Here is a 22,329-nt window from a genome sequence, read left to right on the forward strand (position 1 = left end):
TAGTATCCAGATTCAGGCAATTAATTTCAACTTGCTGTTGTCGAAAAGCACCTTTGCAGGTGAGTTCCTTGATAGTGTTGGCAAAGGGATGAATGAAGGCAATGAATTGGTGAATGGGTATCTCGTTGAGATTACTCCGAAATGGATGAAAGATGCCTTAGTTTCTCTCGGAGGTGTTGCAAAGAAAGGAGCAAACTTCACCGTTGAGAAAATGGATGCTGGATTAAGAAATGCTTTGGGTGATGAGCAGATTGATACGTTGTATACGTATGTGGGAGCTAAAAGAGACGCAGCGGGTAACTGGCTTTATGATCAATTTACGCCAGATCAATTGCGTGCTATTATTGGTTTTGGAGCAGTTTATCTTGGTCCAGTATTTGCACCGGAAAAGGCTGTAGCAAGTGCAGCGACAGCGACGGATAGTTTAGTCTTGAAGTCGGGTACTGGTGCTGGTGTTGATATAGGGTTAGGTGCTGAAATATCTGGATCACCTTTGGCTGGAACACTCCTTGATCCAGCTTTTGATGGGTTATCATATACAACAGAAATAGATGGAGCTTTATTTTGGTCAGGAAAAACAAATGGAATTGGAGGCGTGGAGCTAGCGGGAGATTTTGCTTTGGCTAATGGAGGAACTACTTTAGAACAATTTATATCAGTAAATGGAATCGAATCCCACCTTGGAATGCAAGCAACCCTTTATCAGTACAAGCCTGGGAAAATGCTTCTTTAGCCTATGCACAAGGTGCGAGTGGAACCGTTAGAGCTGTAATTGGTGATACGTTAAGACCGGGAAATATTTGGGAGACGGTCGAATTTCCAGCATTACAAGTGAATCCAAAAGTGACTGATATTATTAAGGTTGATCCTTCAACAGGTTTAGAATCGGTAATTTTTAGAAGGTAAGAATTAATATGCACGACCACCTCAATGATCTTAGTAGAGCATTAATAATATTTATTGGCTATGGAATATCATCCTCACCCACTAGAAATAGCATAAAAATTATTGAAGAATTTGGTCCTGCCGAAGGAGAAAGACTCTTATATTCAATCAAAATAGTATTTGAAGAAGTCGGAAGAATCAATGTTGATTGGTCGAAGAACACATTAGAATCCGCTGGAAAAATTGCACGTGCACATGTGCAGGAAATCCACCCAGATTTATCTGAGGAAGCACTGCAGGCAATCGAATGGAAATTCACATTTGATTGGAAATGAAGTATGAAAAATATAGAAGAATTTTTGCTGGTCTCCGCAAGCCAAATTTTCCAGGTGGGACTCAAATTCCTCCGACAAAAGTTATACACAGTTGATAATCCTGGCTGGAGGCTTCAAGTGGAATTAGTGGGAACAAAGCTAGAAAATCTAAATATTGAACGCGAATCTTATGAAATCTCCGAAACAGACTGGTATACCTTTATTATTAAAGATAAAAAATTCGATGCAGCTGGAGATCCAAGTAAGTTAGAGATTCTGATAGAAAATTTTAAAAGAATAGTAGATCAGCAGGATTAAATTTGATGGGGGAAAGCCTGATGGCAGCATGGGAGCGCCGCATACTAATAAAATAACAGAGAAACCTATACCAACTCCACATATGCAAGGAAAAACAATACCTGGTGGAGTCAGGAAGCCTAATGCGAACGAACGGCCAAATAATACTCGTTTTAAATAAATGATAAAAGGCAATATAATGAAAGTAGATAATATTCTGAAATGGTTAATGTACTGGTATGAGTCTCATTGTAATAGAGATTACAGATATGGAAATATTATAGATATTTATACGGTTGATAATCCTGGTTGGTACATTACGATAAATTTATTAGGCACCACATTAGAAGGGGTAACTATCGATACAGAACTACATGATAACTCGATAGAGGAGGATGTTCTATACTATTTTAAAGACGGAAAGTTAACACCTGTACCTAGCTTAATTGAAACCAAGCAAGATTGGTATGGTTATAAAATAAACGATAATCTTTATAAAGCGTCAGGAGATTCTCTAAAGTTAGAATTGCTTTTATTAAAGTTTAAGGAGTTATTCGATGGAAATAATAGCGATAAGAAAATTGAACATATGGAATCTAATAAGACTCTGAATTGGTTAATGTCGTGGTACGCTTCTCACTGCAATGGAGATTGGGAGCATATGTATGGTGTAACAATAAGTACCTTAGATAACCCAGGTTGGAGAGTTAAGATTGAACTGACAGACACAAAGCTTGAAAATTTGAGCATTAACCGCCAGACCTATGAAACCTCTGAAACAGACTGGTACACATTTATCATTAAAGATCAAGTATTTGATGCTACCGGTGATCCAACTAAATTAGAAATTCTGATAGAAAGTTTTAGAGGGATAGTAGATCAGCAGGATTAAATTTGATGGAGGAAAACCTGATGGAACCGCTGGAGCTGAGCATTATAACAAGGTAATAGGCAAAAATCAGGGGCAAGATGTTCGAAAATGATCGATTGGAAGAATAATATTCCTGACTTGCTCCCCGCGGTACGAATACAAGGATAGATCCTATTGGCAATGATTCAAAGCGATAGTCTGTTTGCTGGTTATGATAAAGCTGCTATTGGTGCGGTGTGTATTATGTCAACCAACCAAATCCATCCACGTCAATTTCGGATATTTCGCTGCAGAAACCTCATCCAGTTTTCTGCGTGGGGTCGAGCGTGGATTTTCTTTGAAAACATCACCGCGTCCCTGGCTGATTTCGGTCGCAATCCATCGCATGGTGTCGATGAATTGGTCTAGCGTTTCCTTGGTTTCACTTTCGGTCGGTTCAATCAGCATAGCGCCTTGAACCACTAACGGGAAGAAGACGGTCATGGGGTGGTAGCCGAACTCAATTAACGTTTTGGCGATTTCCATGGTGCTGATGCCGTGGGCTTTCTGGTTTTTATCCGTCAGCAGGCATTCGTGCATACACGGTCCTTCGAATGGCGCGTGGTAAAGGTCTTTGAGTCTTGCAAAAATATAATTGGCATTGAGTACTGCATCTTCCGCAGCCTGCCGTAAGCCATCAGACCCGTGAGCCAGTGCATAGGACAACGCACGGACAAACATGCCAAACTGGCCATTAAAGCCTTTTACGCGGCCCATGCTGGTTTTGGATTCGGTAATCAGATGATAGCGGTCATTTTTTTTGATCACTTGCGGAATGGGAAGATAAGGAGCAAGTTCTTCGGTGACCACAATCGGGCCACTGCCTGGGCCGCCACCGCCATGAGGGGTGGAAAAGGTTTTGTGGAGGTTGATGTGCATCACATCCACACCAAAATCGGCAGGGCGAACTTTACCAACGATGGCGTTGAAGTTAGCGCCGTCACAGTAAAAATAAGCACCAGCTTGGTGGAGCAGGGACGAAATTTCCAAGATGTTGGGATCGAATAAACCAACGGTGCTTGGGTTGGTCAGCATCATCGCGGCCACATCATCATTGAGCAGGGCTTTGAAAGCTTCGACATCCACAAACCCTTGTTTGGTGCTGGCGATGGTTTTGATTTCGTATCCACATAATGCGGCGGTTGCCGGGTTGGTGCCGTGGGCACTGTCTGGGATTAATACGGTTTTACGGGCACGGCCCTTGGCAACGTGAGCAGAGCGGATGACCATGATACCGGCCATTTCTCCATGAGCGCCAGCTGCTGGAGCTAGCGATACCCCTGGTAGTCCGGTGATGGTGGCTAGGCATTGCTGCAATTCATACATCAAGGCTAAGGCGCCTTGAATCGTGCTTTCAGGTTGCAGTGGGTGCGCTAAGGCAAAACCTGGAAAACGCGCAAATTTTTCATTCTGACGTGGATTGTGTTTCATGGTGCACGAACCTAGCGGGTAGAATCCGGCATCAATAGAATAATTACGTTGCGACAAGCGTACGAAATGGCGAATGGCCTGTTGCTCACTTACTTGTGGTAAGCCGATGGTTTCACGCTGGGCAACGCCAGTGCGTGAAGCTGTACCTTTAAGGGCAGGCAAATCAACTCCACAACGGCCCTCTTTGCTTTGCTCGATCAAGAGGGGCTCTTCTGGTAGCAAGCCGCAGGCAGTGGGTACAAAGGTGGATGAAGCCTGAGTATGGGCGGTTATGTTTGTGTCTAATGTGTTTTCTAACGTGGGGTTCATATTACAGCACCTCCTTTAAAGCGGCGACAAAGGTAGCCATATCGTGTGTGGATGTCATTTCGGTGGCCGCAACCAGCAACTGATTATCAGGAAGCGGATAACCGGCGATCACGCCCATCTCTAACAATTGTTGTGAGATGATGGCAGAATCACCAGGAAGGCTGATAACGAACTCATTAAAGAACGTATCGTTTAGTACAGTAACACCAGGAACCTGTGCCAATAGATCTGCCAACTGGCAGGCGCGTTCGTGATTAAGTCGAGCCAGATGCTTGAATCCTTTTTCACCCAAGAGTGAAAGATGGATGGTGAAAGCTGTAGCGCATAATCCCTGGTTGGTGCAGATATTGGAAGTCGCTTTTTCACGGCGAATATGTTGTTCGCGTACGCTTAAGGTCAGAACAAACGAGCGTTTTCCATCGGCATCGGTGGTTGCACCGCATAAACGTCCAGGCATTTGGCGGATATGTTTTTTATTGCAGGCAAAAAAGCCAAGATGCGGGCCACCGAAATTCATGCCAACACCAATGCTTTGCGCTTCACCGACTACGATATCGGCTTGCGTAGGCGCGGGTAATAATCCAAGAGCTACAATTTCGGTAACGGCAACGACCAGTAATGCGCCAGTTTCGTCACACACTTTACGCCAGTAATTGAGGTCTTCGATGGTGCCGTGGAAGGACGGATATTGAATGATCACACATGCGGTTTGATCGGTTGCTTCTTTGGCATGGAGTTCACCGCCACTGTGCATAATATATGTATCAAGTGTTTCTTCGTAATGAGGATGCAGGTTGTTGCCGATCAAAATACCCGAACGGCCGGTTACGCGGCGTGCCATCATGGCTGCTTCGGCGGTAGAAGTAGCGCCATCATACATGGAGGCATTGGCTACTTCCATGCCGGTGAGATTGGCAATCATACTTTGAAACTGAAACACCACCGCTAACGTGCCTTGCGATATTTCAGGCTGATAGGGAGTGTAAGAGGTTAGAAATTCTGAGCGTTGAATTAAGTGGTCAACGGCAGCAGGGATATGGTGATAATAGCAGCCAGCTCCCAAAAAAAATGGACCATCCTGTGCCGTGCGGTTACTGGCGGCAAGGGTGCGAAATTGCTGTTCAATGTCCATTTCGCCTTGATGCAGAGGAATATCAAACAAACCTTCTGGTAAACAGTGGGATGGCACATGCTGGTAAAGTTCGTTAACAGAACTGACACCGATGGCTGAAAGCATCTCCTGGCGGTCATCCGGGGTTAAGGGTAAAAAGCGCATAATATTCCCATCTTCTTTGGGGTTGGTCTAAGGTGTTATGTCTGCTACTTAGGCGGCTGCCAATAAGTCGCGGTATTGTTGTTCACTGAGCAATGATTTAATTTCATCGGGATTGCTCAATTCAATTTTAAAAATCCAGCCTTGATCATAAGGTGACTGGTTGATCAATTCAGGAGCGTTTTTCAGCTCGTCATTCACAGCAACAATTTTACCGGCAACGGGTGAATAGACATCACTAGCTGCTTTGCATGATTCGACCACGGCGATATCTTTGCCGGTTTCGGCGAGTTTGCCAATAGCCGGTAAATCAACATAAACCAAATCGCCAAGCGCGGCTTGCGCATAATCGGTAATGCCCACAACGGCCACATTGCCGTCGACCACAAGCCATTCATGTTCTTTGGTATAGATAAGGCCTGGTTTTACGTGTGATTCAGACATAGATTCCTCTTCATTCTCTTATGATCATTAATGATGGTGTGTTATTCAGGTGGGCTAAGCGGCTTTTTTGGTTTTGGCAGCAACAAACGGGAACTGGGTAATTTCCGCGGGGATTGCACGACCTCTTACTTCAACAAACACAGGTGTTCCTGGATTGCTAAAAGAAGACTCTACATAGCCTTGGCCAATACCGGCCTGCAGGGTAGGAGAGAAGCCCCCGCTTGTCAATAGCCCTATGGGTTTTTGCTCGCTACTCAGGATCGGGGATCCCTCACGGGCGATGCCTTTATCTTTCAGGATAATCGCCACGCGCAGTCGTTTGGTTCCTTGAGTTTGCTGGCCGGCGATGGTGCTGGATCCAAAACAATGCAATGCCTGTTTTGAGACAATCCAGGATAATCCTGCTTCGATAGGGCTGGTGGTATCGTCGATATCATGCCCATACAAAGGATAGCCCATCTCCAGACGCAAACTGTCGCGTGCACCAAGACCGATGGGTTTTGCGCGTTCGTCTTTGAGTAATTGTGTCCAGAGTGAAGAGGCGATCGTGTTGGGTACGCTGATTTCAAAACCATCTTCGCCGGTATAACCAGTACGGGTGATAAACAAGGTTTGCTGTTGCCAGGTAAGCTGATTAAAAGTCATGTAGGTTTGTTGACGAAGGTCCGGATTATCGAAGAATGTAGCCAGCAAATCTTCTGCCTGTGGTCCCTGTATAGCAATAAGTGAGCGGTCATTTAGCGGTTTAAGGGTGCAATCAGCCGGCAGGTTCTGTTGCAGCCAGGCCAGGTCTTTGTGTTTGCAGCCTGCATTAATGACAATATAAAAATTCTCAGTATCAACACGGGTGATGATGAGGTCGTCGATGATACCGCCTTGGTCGTTGGTGAGGACGGTGTATTTTGCTTTGAGTGCAGGGAGTTTCTGAAAATTAGAAGGCGTTATTTTTTCAAGGAATTCGGTGCTTGTTTTGCCAGAAAGCCACGCTTGGCCCATGTGTGACACATCAAATAGCCCGACATGGCTGCGCACCCATTGATGTTCTTTTAAAATACCATCGGGATAGTGAATGGGCATTTCATAGCCTGCGAATTCAACGAGTTTGGCGTGTGCTTGCTGGTGGGCTTCAAATAAAGCGGTGCGTTCCATGTTTTCCCCTTTTAAGGTCTGTGTTAGATGCAATCGAACTTAACCGCATGGATGATGTGCGTCAAGGGCTTTACAAAAAACAGATGGCTGGTACGATGGCAAAAATAGGATTCTTATGGATATCACCCCTTACGTACCACAACATGCCCATGTGATTAATGGTTATTCAACGACTGGCTTTATGATTAATGGAACATTAAACGAAGGTTCCATTTTAATTGCCGAGGGTGAGTGCAGAGCCATATCGTTTCATGAAGCAAGTGCATTAACATCGGAAGATATCGAAAATCTGCTTCAATCGTATCAAGGCCATCTTGAAATACTGTTGATAGGAACCGGCACTAAACAGGCATCCATTTCAAAGGGAATGGTTGAATTAATAGCCAGAAAATTCAATTGTCAGTTGGAGGTCATGACGACTGGTTCGGCCTGCCGAACCTATAATATCCTTATGTCCGAGGGCAGGCTGGTGGTGGCTATTCTGCTGGTTGATAAAGCGCCTGTATAAAAATTAAGTTGCCAAAGCCATGGTTTCTTGTGTATTAAGGACGGGTATTAAGGGACGATTGGTATCGCCCCTTGGTTGTTTAATGTTTATTAAATGGTGGACCTATGAAGATGTGGCAAAAAGTTCTGATAGGTATGATACTTGGTATTATCGTTGGGATTATTTTAAAACAAACAGATCAAAAAGAGATCGCTGAAGATTTAAAAACCGTAGGTACGATTTTCATCGATCTGATCAAAATGATTCTAATCCCGCTTATTTTCTTTGCGCTTCTTTCTGGTATTACCAGCATGGATGATCCTCAAAGCGCCAGCCGCGTGGGTATTAAAGCGATCAGTATCTATCTGGCAACCGCAATGTTTGCTGTAGTGATTGGCATCGTTGTTGCCTTGATTGTTAGACCTGGCGTTGGTTTGCCAAGTGATATGCTGACATCACTTTCATCGGCTAAGCCGGTGGTGGCGGCAGCTCCTCCATCCATCAAAGAATTTTTCTTGGGTTTGGTACCGCACAATATTTTTGGTTCAATGACCGAAAGTAATGCAATACACGTGATCTTCTTTACGGTGTTTATGGGTATTGTGATGAATATCCTTGGTGAGAAAGTGGCAAAAGTTCGTGCGCTCATTCAAGAAACTGCCCAGATCATGTTTAAAATGATTGAATATATCGTGAAACTTGCACCGATCGCTGTGTTTTGCTTTATGGCGTGGATGATTGGAACACTTGGTGTTGATGCAATTAAATCGCTGGTATTGTTAGTGGCTGCCGTGTTGATTGCCTGCTCAATTCAATATATATTGTTTGGCGTGTTAATCATGGTATTTGGCAGATTGTCTCCTTCTGTCTTCTACAGAAAAATGCTGCCTACCCAATCAATGGCGTTTGCAACCAGCAGCAGTAAAGCAACCTTAACCACCGCAATGCGTGAATTGCAGGAGCGTTTGGGTGTGTCTGAAAGAAGCACCAACTTTGTCATGCCTTTGGGTGCGTGCATCAATATGGATGGAACGGCTATTTACTTAGGTATTTGTGCTGTGTTCTTTTCGCAAATGATGGGTATTGACCTGCAGCTTCATCAATATCTGTTGTTGATTATCACCTGTACGCTTGGATCAATCGGCGCTGCCGGTATCCCTAGCGGTTCGATTATCTTTATGGGTATGGTGTTGTCATCGGTTGGTATTCCTATCGAAGGTATTGGTATCATCCTGGGTGTTGACCGTGTTTTAGACATGGTGCGTACCACCATCAACATCACTGGCGACTCAACGGTAACCTTATTGGTCGATCGTTCTGAGAAATTGCTAGATGAGAAAAAATATTACGCGGATATCTAAGATATCTAGGCTTCCTTTATAAAGTTCCGCATCCTCAAGCCTTTTGGGCTGGGGATGCGGTTTTTTTTTACAAAACCTTTTATATCTTTGCACTATCTGGTTTTGGGCTTTCCCTTCAATAAACCGACGTTGCGGTTAGATGAATAATGAAGTGTACTGGCCGAACAATAAGTATTATGCGGGTTCCCCGAATTTTTTTGACAAGCTAGCCTATGGCTCTTCATGCCAAAAAAATCAAGGATGACGGAGTTTGTTATGGTTTATATCGTTCATCACACATTCTGTCATCTCTGGCCTCTGTAGCGTCAGCGTCATGATTCAATGTGTTCATGTGATCTGTAGATAGCTATCCTCCGAGGGGAGACAGGGATACCGTGTTGCTATTGTTGAGAATTCTTTTGAATTGTGCGGCGAGAGCGTTTTATAATGTAGCGACTGGCAGTGCAGTCATTTTCTTGCTGCCAACGGCTGGTGACTTCCATCACCCAGACAGGATGATCTTTAGACGCATCATTAAGCCAGTTGGCGACAGCATTTTGTACGTAACGGCTTGGATCTGTTTTTACTTTTTCTAATAAGGGCAATGCTTTTTCAGGGGCGAGTTTTAGCTCAGGGAGGTGGCATGTCCATACCCCCCGTGGGCGTGTTCCTTCAATGGCACAGCGGCGGATAGCGTCATGTTCGTGCACAACCCATGGCATTAATAAATCTATCCCTTTATCTATATTTCTGGCTAGATAAGGCCGCCACGCATCCCAGGTGCATTCACGGGTAGACATGGATGGGTCGGCAGCAAAGTGTTGCAATTCATCTAGGAGTACGTCTAAATTGTGACCGTGTAGATGTGCCACTGCATAGGCATGCCAGCTGCGGACCATGTCGGAGGGGTGTTGTTTGAGTGGAATAGAAAGGGCAGGATTTTTCTGAAGAATTACCGCTAATGCTTGCCCCATTTGCTTTTGCCGCTGCGTGACACCTTTATCCAGAACCTGTCTGGCCGTCTGGATGAACAAGGTACATTCATCGGTATTCATACGTAGTTGTTGTGCTACATGCGTAGCGAGTATTTCGGTATGAATGGCTAACCATTCGACCAATGTTTTGGTTTCAATAAGGCCACAATTAAGGGCTTCCAGTACCACGGGAGGAATATCAGCAATTTTAGAGGCGCCTTTGCGTTGGCGGAGGGCGTCCAAGATTCATAGAGAGCGTTGTTCCCCTCCTCAGACTATATACAGAGTCTAAAGAGGAGGGGAAGACAGAATGTTAAGCTTAGGCTTTTTGCAGCTGTTCTGCTGCAAAATCCCAATTAGCTAAATGATTTAAGAAGGTGCTGATATAATCAGGACGACGATTTTGGAAGTCTAGATAATACGCATGTTCCCACACATCAATGGTCAGAAGTGGTATTTGATTATGAACAAGCGGTGTATCTGCGTTACCGGTTTTGGTTACTTTAAGTTTGCCGTTTTCAACCACCAGCCATGCCCAGCCGCTGCCGAATTGGGTGGTTGCTGCATTTTTAAAATCTTCAGCAAATGTATCAAATCCGCCTAAATCACTGTCGATGCGTTTAGCCAGGTCACCACTTGGTTTGCCGCCGCCATTTGGTTTCATCGAATGCCAGTAAAATGTGTGGTTCCATACTTGAGCCGCATTATTGAAAATACCTTGTTTAGTGGTATCTTTGGCGCTGATGTGAATCACTTCTTCCAAGGATTTAGTCGCAAGGTCTGTTCCATCAACCAGTTTATTGAGATTGGTTACGTAAGCTTGATGATGCTTGCTGTAATGAAAGCTAAATGTATGAGCACTGATATGCGGCTCTAACGCATTAGGTTCATAAGGAAGGGTAGGAAGGGTAAAAGCCATAGGTTATACTCCACATGGATGTTAACAGGGAAAAAGGTTTTGAAACATTCCTAGCGAAGGCCATATTGATCACAACTAAAGTTGATGCACCAAGCCCCGACAACTAAGCAAGCGTTTCCTGTAAACATAACGCCTCAAAACCGATTGATGGTTTAGTTGTACGCTTAACTCAAAAGAAGATCAAGGGCAAAAACAAGTTGAAAAACTTTTGTCTTTACAGCTTTTATTTTGGGTAGTTGTCTGTCGTTTTAACTGGTCGTAACATAGAGTTATGCTGGTTCCCCACTCATCTAAAAAGGGAGGATGACGCTTATAAAATCCGTCATTCTCACTTTTTTTAAGCAGTGTTTTCCTACGCACAATTCAAATGAGAATGCTCTAGTAACTCATTCTACTATAGTTTGTTTAAAATGAATAAAGTGCATTACCTGGTATGAAAATGCAAACATCCTAGTATCGAAGTGACTTCGCCATTTTCGTCAGGTCCCAGTGGCAGCAGGCATTGTTTAAACCTGACGAGATCATCTTGTAAATTAATGAACTCGGCATTTTCGATAATCGGTTCGCGTGATTCGAGAACTTCTTTATATTTATAGGTAAGGCCGTCCGCAGCGGGGGATTCGATAAAGAGACGGCATTCAATAGTACGGTCGCTGCCATAGGCACCTTTCACCACGGAACCTAGGTGAGTGAAGCAAAATTGTTCATGACGTGGATAAATCAGGAAGCAATGATCCCACGCTTCCTGCAGCATGTCTGGATCAAGATCCTCTTCCGGTGGAAATTTTTTGCCTTCACGTAATTCATCCCAATATTTCATAACCGTTTCGATAATAGTTTTATCGTCGAACATAGCAACCCCACCACGAAGAAATAAAAACGTCACTTACCCCACATTGCTGTGGAACAAGATGGATCGTACGTAGGATTGGTTAAAAAAACATAAATGGGGTGTTAGGCAACTTCCAATTTCAGTTCCGGAGCATCAATGGCAGTAAAGACCTCGTCCCAAGAACCTCTGGTCGCTGCTTTAGAATATTCGGTAACGCGATTTTCAAAGAAATTGGTATGCTCCACACCATTAAGGATTTCATCCAGCCATGGCAGGGGATTTTCTTTAACGCCAAACAGAGGGTTCAGCCCCAATTGAAGCAAACGACGGTCGCCGATATAACGAATATATTGCTTTACTTCATCGGCGCTTAAGCCATGGACATCGCCCATTTCAAAGGCAAGGTCGATGAAAGAATCTTCGTGGTGGACGATGGTTTCACAAGCATTATAAAGATCCTGACGCAACGCATCATCCCAGATTTCAGGGTTTTCAAGGACAAAGGTTTTAAAGAGGCGGATAATAGAGTTGGTGTGCAGGCTTTCATCACGCACAGACCACGTCACAATCTGACCCATTCCTTTCATTTTATTGAAACGCGGGAAATTAAGCAGAATCGCAAAAGAGGCAAATAATTGCAAACCTTCAGTGAATCCACCAAACACGGCCAACGTAATAGCAATGTCGCGTTTAGAGTTCATATTGAAACTCTGCATGTAATCGTATTTATCTTTCATTTCCTTATAGCGCAGGAAAGCCTGGTACTCGGCTTCAGGCATACCTATGGTATCTAATAGATATGAATAAGCGGCAATATGGATGGTTTCCATATTTGAAAAAGCAGCCAACATCATCTGTATTTCAGTTGGCTTAAAAATACGCGAATAATGCTTCATGTAGCAATTATTGACTTCAATATCCGATTGGGTAAAGAAACGAAAAATCTGGCTTAGCAAATTTTGTTCACCAGGAGTCAATTTATGATTCCAATCTTTTACGTCATCAGCAAGGGCCACTTCTTCGGGAAGCCAATGAATTTTTTGTTGGGTTTCCCATGCTTCATAAGCCCATGGATAAGAAAAGGGTTTATAAATAGGTTTAGCATCAAGTAACGACATATTATTCTCCGAACAATTTAATTCTTATTGGCAAGCAAGGCACTCATCATAAATAGGACGTGTATCAGCACGTTCTTCAACCATGTCTTTGAACGGTTGTGTCGATTCAAAGAGCGACGGTTGCTCTGTTGGCATGCGAGACGCCGCATCCATGGCAATGGAATCAGCCATTTGCAGTGACTTGACTTTGTGAGAAACTTTTTCCGCACGTTGAATAGACGTTGAGCGGCAATAATAAAGGCTTTTGACGCCTTTTTCCCAAGCAGAAAAGTGAATATGGTGAAGATCGCGTTTATGCACATCTCCAGGCAGGAATAAATTCACCGAAGTTGCCTGACAAATATGAGGAGTACGATCTGCAGCAAGTTCAATGATCCATCGTTGGTCAATTTCGGATGCGGTTTTAAACACATCTTTTTCTTCCTGTGTTAAGAACTCCAGATGCTGAACTGAGCCTTCATGCGTAGCAATGGAGGACCAGATTGCATCGCTGTTTTGTCCCTTACTTTCAAGCAAACGCAGTAACATTTTATTGCGAACATTAAACGAGCCTGTCAGCGTTTTTTGGGTAAAGCTATTCGCTGCATAGGGTTCAATACCAGGTGAGGTATTGCCGGCAATGATCGAAATGGAAGCGGTTGGGGCAATCGCTAATTTATGGGTAAAACGTTCCATCAATCCCGCTTCTTCAGCATCCGGGCATGGGCCTTTTTTAAGGGCAATATTGTGAGAGGCTTTATCGGCATCTTCACGAATATGCTTAAAGATTTTGTTGTTCCATACTTTGGCCATAACTGATTCCCATGGAATCATTTTGGATTGCAAGAATGTATGGAAGCCCATAACACCCAAACCAATACTGCGTTCACGTCCGGCAGAATAGGCCGCACGAGCCATGGATGGTGGTGCAGTTTTGATAAAATCATCCAGCACATTATCCAGGAAGCGCATGATATCGGAGATAAAACCACCTTCACCAGTTTCTGGATCATCAACGATGTTTTCCCATTCATGATAATATTCAAGATTAACAGATGATAGGCAGCAGACGGCAGTGCGTTCTTCTTTGCGGTGATCGGTTCCGGTGGCAAGCACAATTTCGCTGCATAGATTCGATGTTTTAACATCCAAGCCTAATCGCTTATATGATTCGGGGCGTTGATTTTGTACCGTATCAATAAAGAGCATATAAGGCTCACCGGTTTCAACGCGTGCCGTTAACAAGCGGATCCACAAATCGCGTGCACGGATTTGCGAAACCATTTCATTGTTTTTAGGATTAACGAGATCCCACATTTTGTCATCACGTACGGCTTCCATAAAAGCATCGGGAATCACGACGCCGTGATGGACGTTTGGAGCTTTACGATTTGGATCACCACCCGTTGGGCGACGAATTTCAATGAATTCAACAATTTCGGGATGCCATACAGGCAAATATAAAGCCGAACTGCCACGACGCAAAGACCCCTGTGAAATAGCAAGCGTCAGAGCATCTTGAACGCGCATGAAAGGAATAACACCTGAGGTTTTGCCGTTGCCACGAACCTTCTGGCCGATTGGACGCAAATTACCCCAATAACTGCCGATGCCACCACCACGTGCAGCAAGCCATACATTTTCATTCCATAAATCAACGATTCCTTCGAGGCTGTCGGTTGCTTCATTTAAGAAACAAGAAATAGGCAGCCCGCGCTTAGTGCCTCCATTGCTTAAAATAGGTGTGGCTGGCATAAACCAGTGTTTGGACATGTATTCGTACAGGCGCTGGGCATGAGCCTCATCATCGGCATAATAAGAGGAAACACGGACGAACAAATCTTGATAATCTTCTCCTGGTAATAAGTAGCGATCGGTCAAGGTTTCCTTACCGAAATAACTCAGCAAATCGTTACGAGATTGATCTTGTTGTATCGCCATAAAACCTCTTTATACCTTGTGTGCTTCTTTTCATTTGTTCCATCTACCAGAATAACAGAACCAATGGGTCATTCAAGCTAAAAATATCCATATCTAGTTAATGGAGGGTTAATCTCCCACTATATATTGTGTGTGTCATAATTGAAAAATGGCGCAAAAAATATGCATCCTACAGATTCATAATGCTTTTATTGAAGATATAAAAACTTTCACATCATAGATCTTGTGGTCAATTTTTTTTGTCAGACTGACTGGCATGGATTCCAAAATATAAAAAGAACAATGACGAGATAAATAATACATAGGGTTGATAATTAAATTCTATCCCGGCAAAGGCAAAGACGCAACTGATGACCTGTGTTGGTAGCAAGGCAATAATGGCAATTCTAAAGAGTGGTTTGATACTTAAATCCTTATTCTGAAAGTGGGATAGACCCAGCCCGATGATGGCCACCAGAACTCCTTCTAAAATGAAAACAAAAAACATCAAACATAGCACAAAAAGTGGCAGGATTAACTTAGTAAGAACATAACCTAAATCAACTTGATGTTTCAAGATGGAGGCTGTGACATCGCCATTATAGTGGCTGGGATAGGAGGTATGGCTTATTTCATGAATCTGCGGATTGAGGAGTTGCGGAGTGGCAAAAACAAGTTCTTTGGGATTAATTGCAAATAAGAGATGTTCATCCAACGATGGATTGGTCGGTTTGGGATTAAAAACGCCTATTTGTTTATGGCTTGAATTATAGAGTGGCTTGGGTTGCGTTATCGTTGTGCTTAATTCGCCATTTGCTAGTTTAAGTGGTGGAAGTTGGTCAATAATTAAATAGGCTTCATCGCGCAATGCTTGAATAAGATTTTGTGTCACCAGCATTCCTGGTAAATTTCCGATAATGACCGCAATAATAATAATGGGGAAAGGTACGGCTCTCCAAACATGGACAGCTTCTTGATAAAGATGTTTGTCAAAAAAGGCGCCAACAAAAGGATAAAGCCATTCATTTAAACGGTTCATACGATGATCATGATTGCTTGTTATGGTGTGGGAGCATAACAGAGAAAGACGGGATCGTATATGAAAAATTCTTAAGTGAAAGTGCTGGGGTGAGCTATGCGATTTTGTGAATTGTGGTTTTGCATAAGACTTTTTTAAGCGGATGGGTTATAATATACCCTTATTTTATTTAGATGCTTTACCCATGACCAAACGTATAGAGCCCAGATTAGTCGTAATGACCCATGATATCATGATGGCAGCGCTTAGCTATGGTTTAGCACGTGTTGTTTTATGGGGCTTAAAACTACCATTGGTGGCCTATCTTGGTTTTGGCATGGTATTATTTGTTGCTATCTGTACCGGTGTGTTTGTGGCAATGAGGCTTTATAATGGACTGTGGCGTTATGCGTCGCTGCAGGATTTAGTGGCTATTATTATGGGAGCTACGTTGAGCAGCCTGCTCTTTTTTCCCTATATGGTTTTAACATCCCCGCATGTTATGATGGGGATGAGGGGGATTGTTATCAACTGGTTATTATTGATTGTCTTTCTTGGCGGTCCGCGATTTTTCTATCGGATATTTAAAGATAAAGTACTCTATCCATTATGGATGGATGCCGAGCGCAGAATTCCCGTTATCTTGATTGGACTTAACGATAATTCAGAATTATTTATCCGCGAAATTTCACGCCGTAACTTATGGTGTTACCATGTGGTTGGTGTGGTCGATCTTAATGCTCAGCATAAGGGAAGTACTATCCATTCGGCCTATTATTGGTGGAATAGAAGCTATTGAAGAAGTGATCGATCAGATTGGGAAAAAAGGAATGCGTCCACAAAAATTGATAGTGACTGATCCGCATTTGAGTGGGAAAAATGTAAAGCAATTATGGAAGATTGCAGCTAAACATGGTTTGTCGTTTGCCAAATTGCCTAAATTAAATGAGTTGGAAAATTTCCAGCATGAATCTTCGGTCGTAAAACCGATTGCGCTGGAAGATCTTTTGGGAAGGCCACAAGTGGTGCTGGATGATTCCGCAATTGCCGAATTAATCCGTGGAAAATATATATTGGTTACAGGAGCCGGAGGCACTATCGGTAGTGAATTATGTATGCAGGTTGCCCGATACAAACCTACTATGCTCGTGATGCTCGATAATAGCGAATATAATCTCTATATCATTGACCAAGAAATAAAAACCCTTTATCCCATGCAGCAGATCCGTTCCATACTAGCTGATGTCAGGTTGCCCGAATCGTTTGAATTTTTGTTTAGTGAATATAAATTTGATCTTGTTTTCCACGCAGCAGCCCTTAAGCATGTGCCGATCTTAGAAGATAATATCTATCAAGCCGTTCTCACCAATGTCTTGGGTACTAAACATGTGGCTGATATTTGCAATCGTTATGGTGTGAAGGAAATGGTGCTCATCTCCACTGACAAAGCTGTTAAGCCTATCAGCGTTATGGGGGTTACCAAGCGGCTGGCAGAAAATTATTGCCAGGCGATGGGACAAAAGGATGATGGTGTAACGATTTATTCAACCGTTCGCTTTGGAAATGTGTTGGGCTCTTCAGGATCAGTGATTCCGCTTTTTCAAAAACAGATTGCCAGAGGCGGTCCAGTTACGGTTACCGATCCTGCAGTAGAGCGTTATTTTATGACGGTCCAGGAAGCTGTAGGCCTGATTTTGCAGGCGGCGTCCATTCAGGTGGAACGGGAAACCCATTCAGCCATTTATGTATTGGATATGGGTGAACCCATCAATATCGATGATTTAGCACGCCAGGCTATCCGCTTGGCCGGATATGAGCCGGGTAGGGACATCAAAATAGAATATATAGGTTTGCGCCCGGGTGAGAAGTTAAACGAGGAGTTGTTTGCATTGCCTGAAGCACCGATTTCAACTGAAAAATCAGGGGTTTTGCTTGCTGCATCCCGCAAATTGTCTTATAACGAAGTCAATCAGTGTGTTTCTGAACTAAAAGAAGCCGTCCAGTTGAATCAGCAAAGTAGGGTTGTTGAAATCCTTACAAGCTTCATGGTCCTTCCCTCCGGTGATTAACACACAACCCGCACATCAACGCAAATTATGAGGATTGATATGGCTCATTCACAGCCCAGTAACGCAGTTGCCGAAGCAATTGCCAATGTTGACCTGGTTAAAATAAAACGTGCCCTGATTTCGGTATCGGATAAAACCGGCCTGGTGGAGTTTGTCGAAAAACTCATTGCTCACGGTGTTGAAATTATTTCAACAGGAGGAACCTCTAAATTATTACAGGAAAAAGGATTTACGGTTAAGGATATTTCGGCGCATACTGGTTTTCCTGAAATGCTGGATGGCCGTGTTAAAACGTTGCACCCGAAAGTGCATGGAGGATTGTTAGGCGTTCGTGATAATCCCAGCCATGTGAGCGCTATGCGTGAGCATCAGATTGAACCGATAGACTTGGTGGTGATTAATCTTTATCCATTTGAAGCCACCGTTACTTCGGGTGCCAAACAGGATGATTGCATTGAGCAGATTGATATAGGTGGCCCTTCGATGGTGCGTTCTGCCGCTAAGAATCATCGTTATGTATCGATTATTGTTGATCCTGCCGATTATACGGAAGTGATCGCAGAAATGGAACAACACCATGGATCGACCCATTTTGCATTTAGGCAAAAAAAAGCAGCCAAAGCCTTTGCTGCGACAGCTAGTTATGATGCGGCTATCAGCCAGTGGTTTGCTAAAGAATTAGGAGACGTTTTCCCAGATAAACATGTGATCAGTGGCACACGTCTTCAGCATTTACGTTATGGTGAGAACCCTATTCAAGGTGCTGCTTTTTATCGTGTAGGTCAAGGTGGGGGGATTGCTTCGGCCAAGCAACTCCAAGGCAAGGAATTGAGTTATAATAATATTCAAGATGCTGATGCAGCTTTAGAAATGGTTTGTGCATTTCAAGAATCAGCTGTGGCAATTGTCAAACACGCAAACCCTTGTGGTTTAGCCATTGGTGCGCATCTGCCTGAAGCCTTTGCAAAAGCATTGGCGTGTGACCCAGTTAGTGCGTTTGGTGGTATTATTGCCTGCAATAAACCGATTGATCTTAAAACGGCAGAAGCCATTGCCACCTTTTTTGTCGAAGTAGTGATTGCCCCATCTATTACGAGTGAAGCTAAAACCATTTTAGAAACGAAAAAGAATCTACGTATTTTAACGATTGATCCTTTTTCTTATCCACACAATTTAATTTATAAAACGGTCTCGGGTGGCTTATTGGTGCAGGATTATGATGAAGGTTTTGCGCAAGAATCTGAATTTAAAATTGTCACCCATCGTCAACCAACTGCGCAGGAAATGATTGATTTAAAGTTTGCGTTTAAAGCGTGTAAATTTGTCAAATCAAATGCGATCCTGCTTGCTAAAGAGGGTGCCACGATTGGTATAGGTGCTGGCCAGATGAGCCGCGTTGATAGTGTTGATGTTGCATTGATGAAAGCCGCCCAAGGAGACGGCAATCAACAGCGTGCCCAAGGTGCAGCCCTTGCTTCCGATGCATTTTTTCCATTTCCGGATGGATTGTTAAAAGCAATTAAAGGCGGAGTAAAAGCAGTGATACAACCAGGTGGGTCAGTGAAAGATCCGGACGTGATTGCTGCAGCGAATGATCATGATGTAGCGATGATACTAACGGGACGCCGGCATTTCAGGCATTAGAATAAATAATTCTAAGTGCATTTGTTATGGATATCCTGGGTGAATTTTTTCGCTTGGGTATGGTAATTCAAGAGATCTGTAGATAGTCGAAAGGCCTCATTAAAAAAATGAGCCATCGTATCTGGGTTGTCGGGATATTCATGCGATAGATGATTGCGCGTGCTGAGTAATTCTAACCATTTTGCGCGGTCTACTACATTTAATTTTTCCAGTTGATTTAAGATATCAATCATAGAGTTACCAGCGATATTTTCGCCGCTGAATTCAAGAGAGCTGGAAAAATTTTTGCTCCTAGAATATCTTGCAGCTTAGCAAGCCGGCTGGTAAACATTTCGAATGGTTTAGAGGACTCATAAGATAGTGTGCTGATGATATGATCCGAAGCTGGCATTAATGGTGTGAGCTCGTTGAGTGCGTGAATTAATCGATCAGTATGAATATCAGCTATTTCGAGTAATGAATCTAAAACTTCTTTTCTCATGCCAATGCCAACTGAATTCCTTCTTTTTTGGCGACATGATAGATAGGTAAATCAAAATCTGAATGGATTAATTTTAAGACAATATCAATGTGTTGTTCACCAAGGGCAATCCATAAATCAGAAATAAATAAAATATTGCTGCCTGCGGCTTGTTCTGGATTATAAGCGGTTTCAATATAGAGATCAATGGCGACCCCACGTTTGCTGTTATCGACACGTGAACCAAAAATCCATAGATGATCATTAACCCAAAAATGCTTTTTAAAAACGGTGGTTATAACTTCGATTTCGCTTAAACTGAGGCGCATTTTTTCATTAGATCATGACACAAAAAATTCTGCCATAGATTGCTATATTAACCCACGCTTAATCCTTGCGTTGCTAGTATCAATAGAAACGAGGATAGCTGCCATGTCATACCAACCTCCTATGGATCATTTGGGATTTTTATTAACACATCTTCCGGGAGTGAGGGGTGTGTTTGATTATCCCGCCTATGCGGACTTCTCGCATGAAACCTGTGAAGCTATTTTAAACGAAGCGGCGCGTTTTGCGATGGAAACATTGTTGCCATTGAATGCAGCAGGCGATCGTGAAGGCGCTCAATATGGTGATGAAGTCGTGACGATGCCGGCAGGTTTTAAAGTGGCATATCAACAATTCGTGCAAAATGGCTGGAACAGTCTTCCATTCGCTGTCGAAATTGGTGGACAGGGTGCACCAGCAGTACTTGATGCTGCGGTTGCAGAATGCTGGAGCGGGGCCAATATGGCCTTTGCGTTGTGTCCATTGCTTAATCAAAGTGCGGTGGAATTAATCCACCATCATGCCAGTGATGCAATTAAAGCTCTGTATCTTTCTAAAATGGTCAGTGGCGAGTGGCCTGCAACTATGTGTTTAACTGAACCACAGGCAGGTTCGGATTTAGGACTCATTCGTACCCAGGCAATCCCCGAAAATAATTATTTTCGTATCACGGGTGGAAAAATATTTATTACCTACGGTGAACATGACATGACGGATAATATTATCCATTTGGTCCTGGCACGATTACCTGATGCACCAGCTGGTACCAAAGGTATTTCATTATTTTTAGTGCCTAAGTTTTTAGAAGATGGAACGCGCAATGAAGTGTTTTGCGTGTCGATAGAAACAAAAATGGGTATTCACGCCACGCCCACCTGCGTGATGCAATTTGGAAAAGAAAAAGGAGCGATTGGTTATGTGGTTGGTCAACCACACCAAGGGCTTAAATATATGTTTACGATGATGAATCATGCGCGACTGGCGGTAGGAATAGAAGGGTATGCTGTAGCAGAGGCCGCGACTCAGAAAGCGGTACGTTATGCCAGTGAACGTATTCAAGGAGACTGTAAACCAATTCAAGCTCATCCGGATGTACGACGGTTAATTATGAAGAATCAATCATTGCTGGGTGGTATGCGCGCGTTGAGCTTGTTGACCGCGAGTTTTATCGATCACAACAGGCATCATCCTGATGAAGGCATGCGCAACACCTTTCAGGGATTTGTTGAGGTGCTTACACCGATCATTAAAGCTATGGGTAGTGATATTGGATTGCAAGCCTGCTCAGATGCCATGCAGATATTTGGAGGAATGGGATACATTGAGGAGTCCGGTATGCCGCAATATATGCGCGATGTCAGGATTGCCATGATTTATGAGGGAACCAATGGTATTCAAGCTCGTGATTTTGTCTTGAGGAAATTGGGAAAGGATCAAGCAAGAACCCTGGATTCTTTACAGAAATATTTACAAATCCTTTTAGAGGAAAGAGGGCTTTTCTCTAATAAAGAGATGGTTTTGTTATTTGATCTATGGCGGAAGTCAACCCAGCAGCAGGTGAGGCGCTTAAGCGCATCCCAGGAAGGAATTGAGCTGGCGCTCTTTCACTCAGGTTATTTTCTTAAGGCAAGTGGCTGGGTATGCTTAGGAGTGGTTCATGCGTTGCTTGCCAGTGGCGTGACACAGCCTGAATTAGCAGGGGTTCCAGTAACAACACGGGACATGATCCGTCAGCAGGCAGATTTTTTGATCGATGGCTTCTGCCGGAAGCAAAATATCTTTTTGAAATGATAATCAAGTAATAGTTAAATAAATGATATAATCAATTTGGGGTTTGTTTTATTATTCAATGGGCTCTGGGATGGAATGGTGGAATTTTTTACGAACCAGCTTTTTCTCTTTGCCATTCCATTGATAATGATAAACAACGGTTTCACTTCCTGTTGCAAAAATATCACCTTCGGGCATTTGAAGAATATCGTAGCCTTTTCTCAGGGCGTCCATTATGACGGCAGAACTCGCATGAGCATAATCAGCTTGAAAAGACGCCAACTCAGTTGGAATTTCTTTGGCTGTGCGCTCTTTGGTTTCCGCAGAAACAGTCATGGGGGCTCCTCAATTGATAGACAGTATGTTTATAGATTACCGCATATCATGATAGCTCATATAATAAATATCACAAGAATTAAAATAAATTCTTTGGATGCAAAATAGTTAACAAATATTAATA

General features: G+C 43.3%; 24 protein-coding genes. 10 read left to right on the plus strand and 14 right to left on the minus strand.

What is annotated here, in order from left to right; all coding sequences use genetic code 11:
• Nucleotides 1-88 precede the first annotated feature (88 nt).
• From IPP74_07120 to IPP74_07135, 4 genes are all read left to right on the plus strand, one after another.
• Nucleotides 89-733 carry a hypothetical protein gene (locus tag IPP74_07120; GenBank protein ID MBL0319043.1) on the plus strand — a complete coding sequence of 215 codons (645 nt, stop codon included), beginning with the start codon at nucleotides 89-91 and terminating at the stop codon, nucleotides 731-733.
• A gap of 181 nt (nucleotides 734-914) precedes the next feature.
• Nucleotides 915-1,220, plus strand: coding sequence for a hypothetical protein (locus IPP74_07125; protein ID MBL0319044.1), 306 nt, complete (start codon nucleotides 915-917; stop codon nucleotides 1,218-1,220).
• Between the two features lie 3 nt (nucleotides 1,221-1,223).
• Nucleotides 1,224-1,517 carry a hypothetical protein gene (locus IPP74_07130; GenBank protein ID MBL0319045.1) on the plus strand — a complete coding sequence of 98 codons (294 nt, stop codon included), beginning with the start codon at nucleotides 1,224-1,226 and terminating at the stop codon, nucleotides 1,515-1,517.
• 178 nt (nucleotides 1,518-1,695) lie between these two features.
• Complete coding sequence (locus tag IPP74_07135; GenBank protein ID MBL0319046.1) at nucleotides 1,696-2,388, plus strand: hypothetical protein; 693 nt, start codon at nucleotides 1,696-1,698, stop codon at nucleotides 2,386-2,388.
• A gap of 225 nt (nucleotides 2,389-2,613) precedes the next feature.
• Here the strand turns inward: IPP74_07135 and gcvPB are convergent, their stop codons facing one another.
• From gcvPB to gcvT, 4 genes are read right to left on the minus strand one after another with little or no spacing between them, the layout of a single operon-like run.
• A complete protein-coding gene (gene gcvPB, locus IPP74_07140) occupies nucleotides 2,614-4,146 on the minus strand; it encodes an aminomethyl-transferring glycine dehydrogenase subunit GcvPB (GenBank protein ID MBL0319047.1) in 1,533 nt (510 codons plus the stop codon).
• A 1-nt stretch (nucleotide 4,147) separates the two neighbouring features.
• Nucleotides 4,148-5,422, minus strand: a complete 1,275-nt coding sequence (gcvPA, locus tag IPP74_07145; GenBank protein ID MBL0319048.1) for an aminomethyl-transferring glycine dehydrogenase subunit GcvPA — start codon at nucleotides 5,420-5,422, stop codon at nucleotides 4,148-4,150.
• Nucleotides 5,423-5,470: 48 nt separating this feature from the next.
• Nucleotides 5,471-5,863, minus strand: coding sequence for a glycine cleavage system protein GcvH (gcvH, locus tag IPP74_07150; GenBank protein ID MBL0319049.1), 393 nt, complete (start codon nucleotides 5,861-5,863; stop codon nucleotides 5,471-5,473).
• Between the two features lie 54 nt (nucleotides 5,864-5,917).
• Entirely contained in the window at nucleotides 5,918-7,012 is a 1,095-nt protein-coding gene (gene gcvT, locus IPP74_07155; protein ID MBL0319050.1) for a glycine cleavage system aminomethyltransferase GcvT, read from the minus strand.
• Between the two features lie 115 nt (nucleotides 7,013-7,127).
• On the opposite strand from gcvT, the gene IPP74_07160 reads away from it, so the two are divergent.
• Together IPP74_07160 and IPP74_07165 are read left to right on the plus strand one after the other, a co-directional pair.
• Nucleotides 7,128-7,520 carry an Mth938-like domain-containing protein gene (locus IPP74_07160; protein MBL0319051.1) on the plus strand — a complete coding sequence of 131 codons (393 nt, stop codon included), beginning with the start codon at nucleotides 7,128-7,130 and terminating at the stop codon, nucleotides 7,518-7,520.
• Nucleotides 7,521-7,624: 104 nt separating this feature from the next.
• On the plus strand, nucleotides 7,625-8,860 hold the full coding sequence (locus IPP74_07165; protein MBL0319052.1) for a dicarboxylate/amino acid:cation symporter: 1,236 nt from the start codon (nucleotides 7,625-7,627) through the stop codon (nucleotides 8,858-8,860).
• Nucleotides 8,861-9,240: 380 nt separating this feature from the next.
• Here the strand turns inward: IPP74_07165 and IPP74_07170 are convergent, their stop codons facing one another.
• From IPP74_07170 to IPP74_07195, 6 genes are all read right to left on the minus strand, one after another.
• The gene (locus IPP74_07170) at nucleotides 9,241-10,056 is read right to left on the minus strand and encodes a DNA alkylation repair protein (protein MBL0319053.1); all 816 of its coding nucleotides are present in this window, start codon (nucleotides 10,054-10,056) and stop codon (nucleotides 9,241-9,243) included.
• Between the two features lie 76 nt (nucleotides 10,057-10,132).
• Nucleotides 10,133-10,732, minus strand: a complete 600-nt coding sequence (locus IPP74_07175) for a superoxide dismutase (GenBank protein ID MBL0319054.1) — start codon at nucleotides 10,730-10,732, stop codon at nucleotides 10,133-10,135.
• A gap of 424 nt (nucleotides 10,733-11,156) precedes the next feature.
• Entirely contained in the window at nucleotides 11,157-11,618 is a 462-nt protein-coding gene (locus tag IPP74_07180; protein ID MBL0319055.1) for a PAS domain-containing protein, read from the minus strand.
• Nucleotides 11,619-11,686: 68 nt separating this feature from the next.
• Nucleotides 11,687-12,682, minus strand: coding sequence for a ribonucleotide-diphosphate reductase subunit beta (locus IPP74_07185; protein ID MBL0319056.1), 996 nt, complete (start codon nucleotides 12,680-12,682; stop codon nucleotides 11,687-11,689).
• A gap of 24 nt (nucleotides 12,683-12,706) precedes the next feature.
• Entirely contained in the window at nucleotides 12,707-14,602 is a 1,896-nt protein-coding gene (locus IPP74_07190) for a ribonucleoside-diphosphate reductase subunit alpha (GenBank protein ID MBL0319057.1), read from the minus strand.
• Between the two features lie 229 nt (nucleotides 14,603-14,831).
• Entirely contained in the window at nucleotides 14,832-15,620 is a 789-nt protein-coding gene (locus tag IPP74_07195) for a DUF1189 family protein (GenBank protein MBL0319058.1), read from the minus strand.
• A gap of 184 nt (nucleotides 15,621-15,804) precedes the next feature.
• Between IPP74_07195 and IPP74_07200 the strand changes: the two genes are divergently transcribed.
• The 3 genes from IPP74_07200 to purH are packed head-to-tail and all read left to right on the plus strand — an operon-like array spanning nucleotide 15,805 to nucleotide 19,312.
• The gene (locus tag IPP74_07200; GenBank protein MBL0319059.1) at nucleotides 15,805-16,398 is read left to right on the plus strand and encodes a hypothetical protein; all 594 of its coding nucleotides are present in this window, start codon (nucleotides 15,805-15,807) and stop codon (nucleotides 16,396-16,398) included.
• The gene (locus IPP74_07205; protein MBL0319060.1) at nucleotides 16,337-17,668 is read left to right on the plus strand and encodes a polysaccharide biosynthesis protein; all 1,332 of its coding nucleotides are present in this window, start codon (nucleotides 16,337-16,339) and stop codon (nucleotides 17,666-17,668) included. The genes IPP74_07200 and IPP74_07205 overlap by 62 nt, the downstream gene beginning before the upstream one ends.
• A gap of 39 nt (nucleotides 17,669-17,707) precedes the next feature.
• Nucleotides 17,708-19,312: a bifunctional phosphoribosylaminoimidazolecarboxamide formyltransferase/IMP cyclohydrolase gene (gene purH, locus IPP74_07210; GenBank protein MBL0319061.1), complete on the plus strand. Its 1,605-nt coding sequence runs from the start codon at nucleotides 17,708-17,710 to the stop codon at nucleotides 19,310-19,312.
• A gap of 11 nt (nucleotides 19,313-19,323) precedes the next feature.
• On the opposite strand, the gene IPP74_07215 is transcribed toward purH, so the two are convergent.
• The 3 genes from IPP74_07215 to IPP74_07225 are packed head-to-tail and all read right to left on the minus strand — an operon-like array spanning nucleotide 19,324 to nucleotide 20,101.
• Entirely contained in the window at nucleotides 19,324-19,545 is a 222-nt protein-coding gene (locus IPP74_07215; GenBank protein MBL0319062.1) for a hypothetical protein, read from the minus strand.
• Entirely contained in the window at nucleotides 19,542-19,793 is a 252-nt protein-coding gene (locus tag IPP74_07220; GenBank protein MBL0319063.1) for a hypothetical protein, read from the minus strand. The genes IPP74_07215 and IPP74_07220 overlap by 4 nt, the downstream gene beginning before the upstream one ends.
• Nucleotides 19,790-20,101: a nucleotidyltransferase domain-containing protein gene (locus IPP74_07225; GenBank protein MBL0319064.1), complete on the minus strand. Its 312-nt coding sequence runs from the start codon at nucleotides 20,099-20,101 to the stop codon at nucleotides 19,790-19,792. The genes IPP74_07220 and IPP74_07225 overlap by 4 nt, the downstream gene beginning before the upstream one ends.
• 103 nt (nucleotides 20,102-20,204) lie before the next feature.
• Between IPP74_07225 and IPP74_07230 the strand changes: the two genes are divergently transcribed.
• Complete coding sequence (locus tag IPP74_07230; protein ID MBL0319065.1) at nucleotides 20,205-21,890, plus strand: acyl-CoA dehydrogenase family protein; 1,686 nt, start codon at nucleotides 20,205-20,207, stop codon at nucleotides 21,888-21,890.
• Nucleotides 21,891-21,941: 51 nt separating this feature from the next.
• Here the strand turns inward: IPP74_07230 and IPP74_07235 are convergent, their stop codons facing one another.
• Nucleotides 21,942-22,205, minus strand: a complete 264-nt coding sequence (locus tag IPP74_07235) for a DUF2671 domain-containing protein (GenBank protein MBL0319066.1) — start codon at nucleotides 22,203-22,205, stop codon at nucleotides 21,942-21,944.
• Nucleotides 22,206-22,329: the final 124 nt, after the last annotated feature.

It is taken from the genome of Alphaproteobacteria bacterium, from assembly GCA_016722515.1.
GTDB lineage: Bacteria > Pseudomonadota > Alphaproteobacteria > Rickettsiales > JADKJE01 > JADKJE01.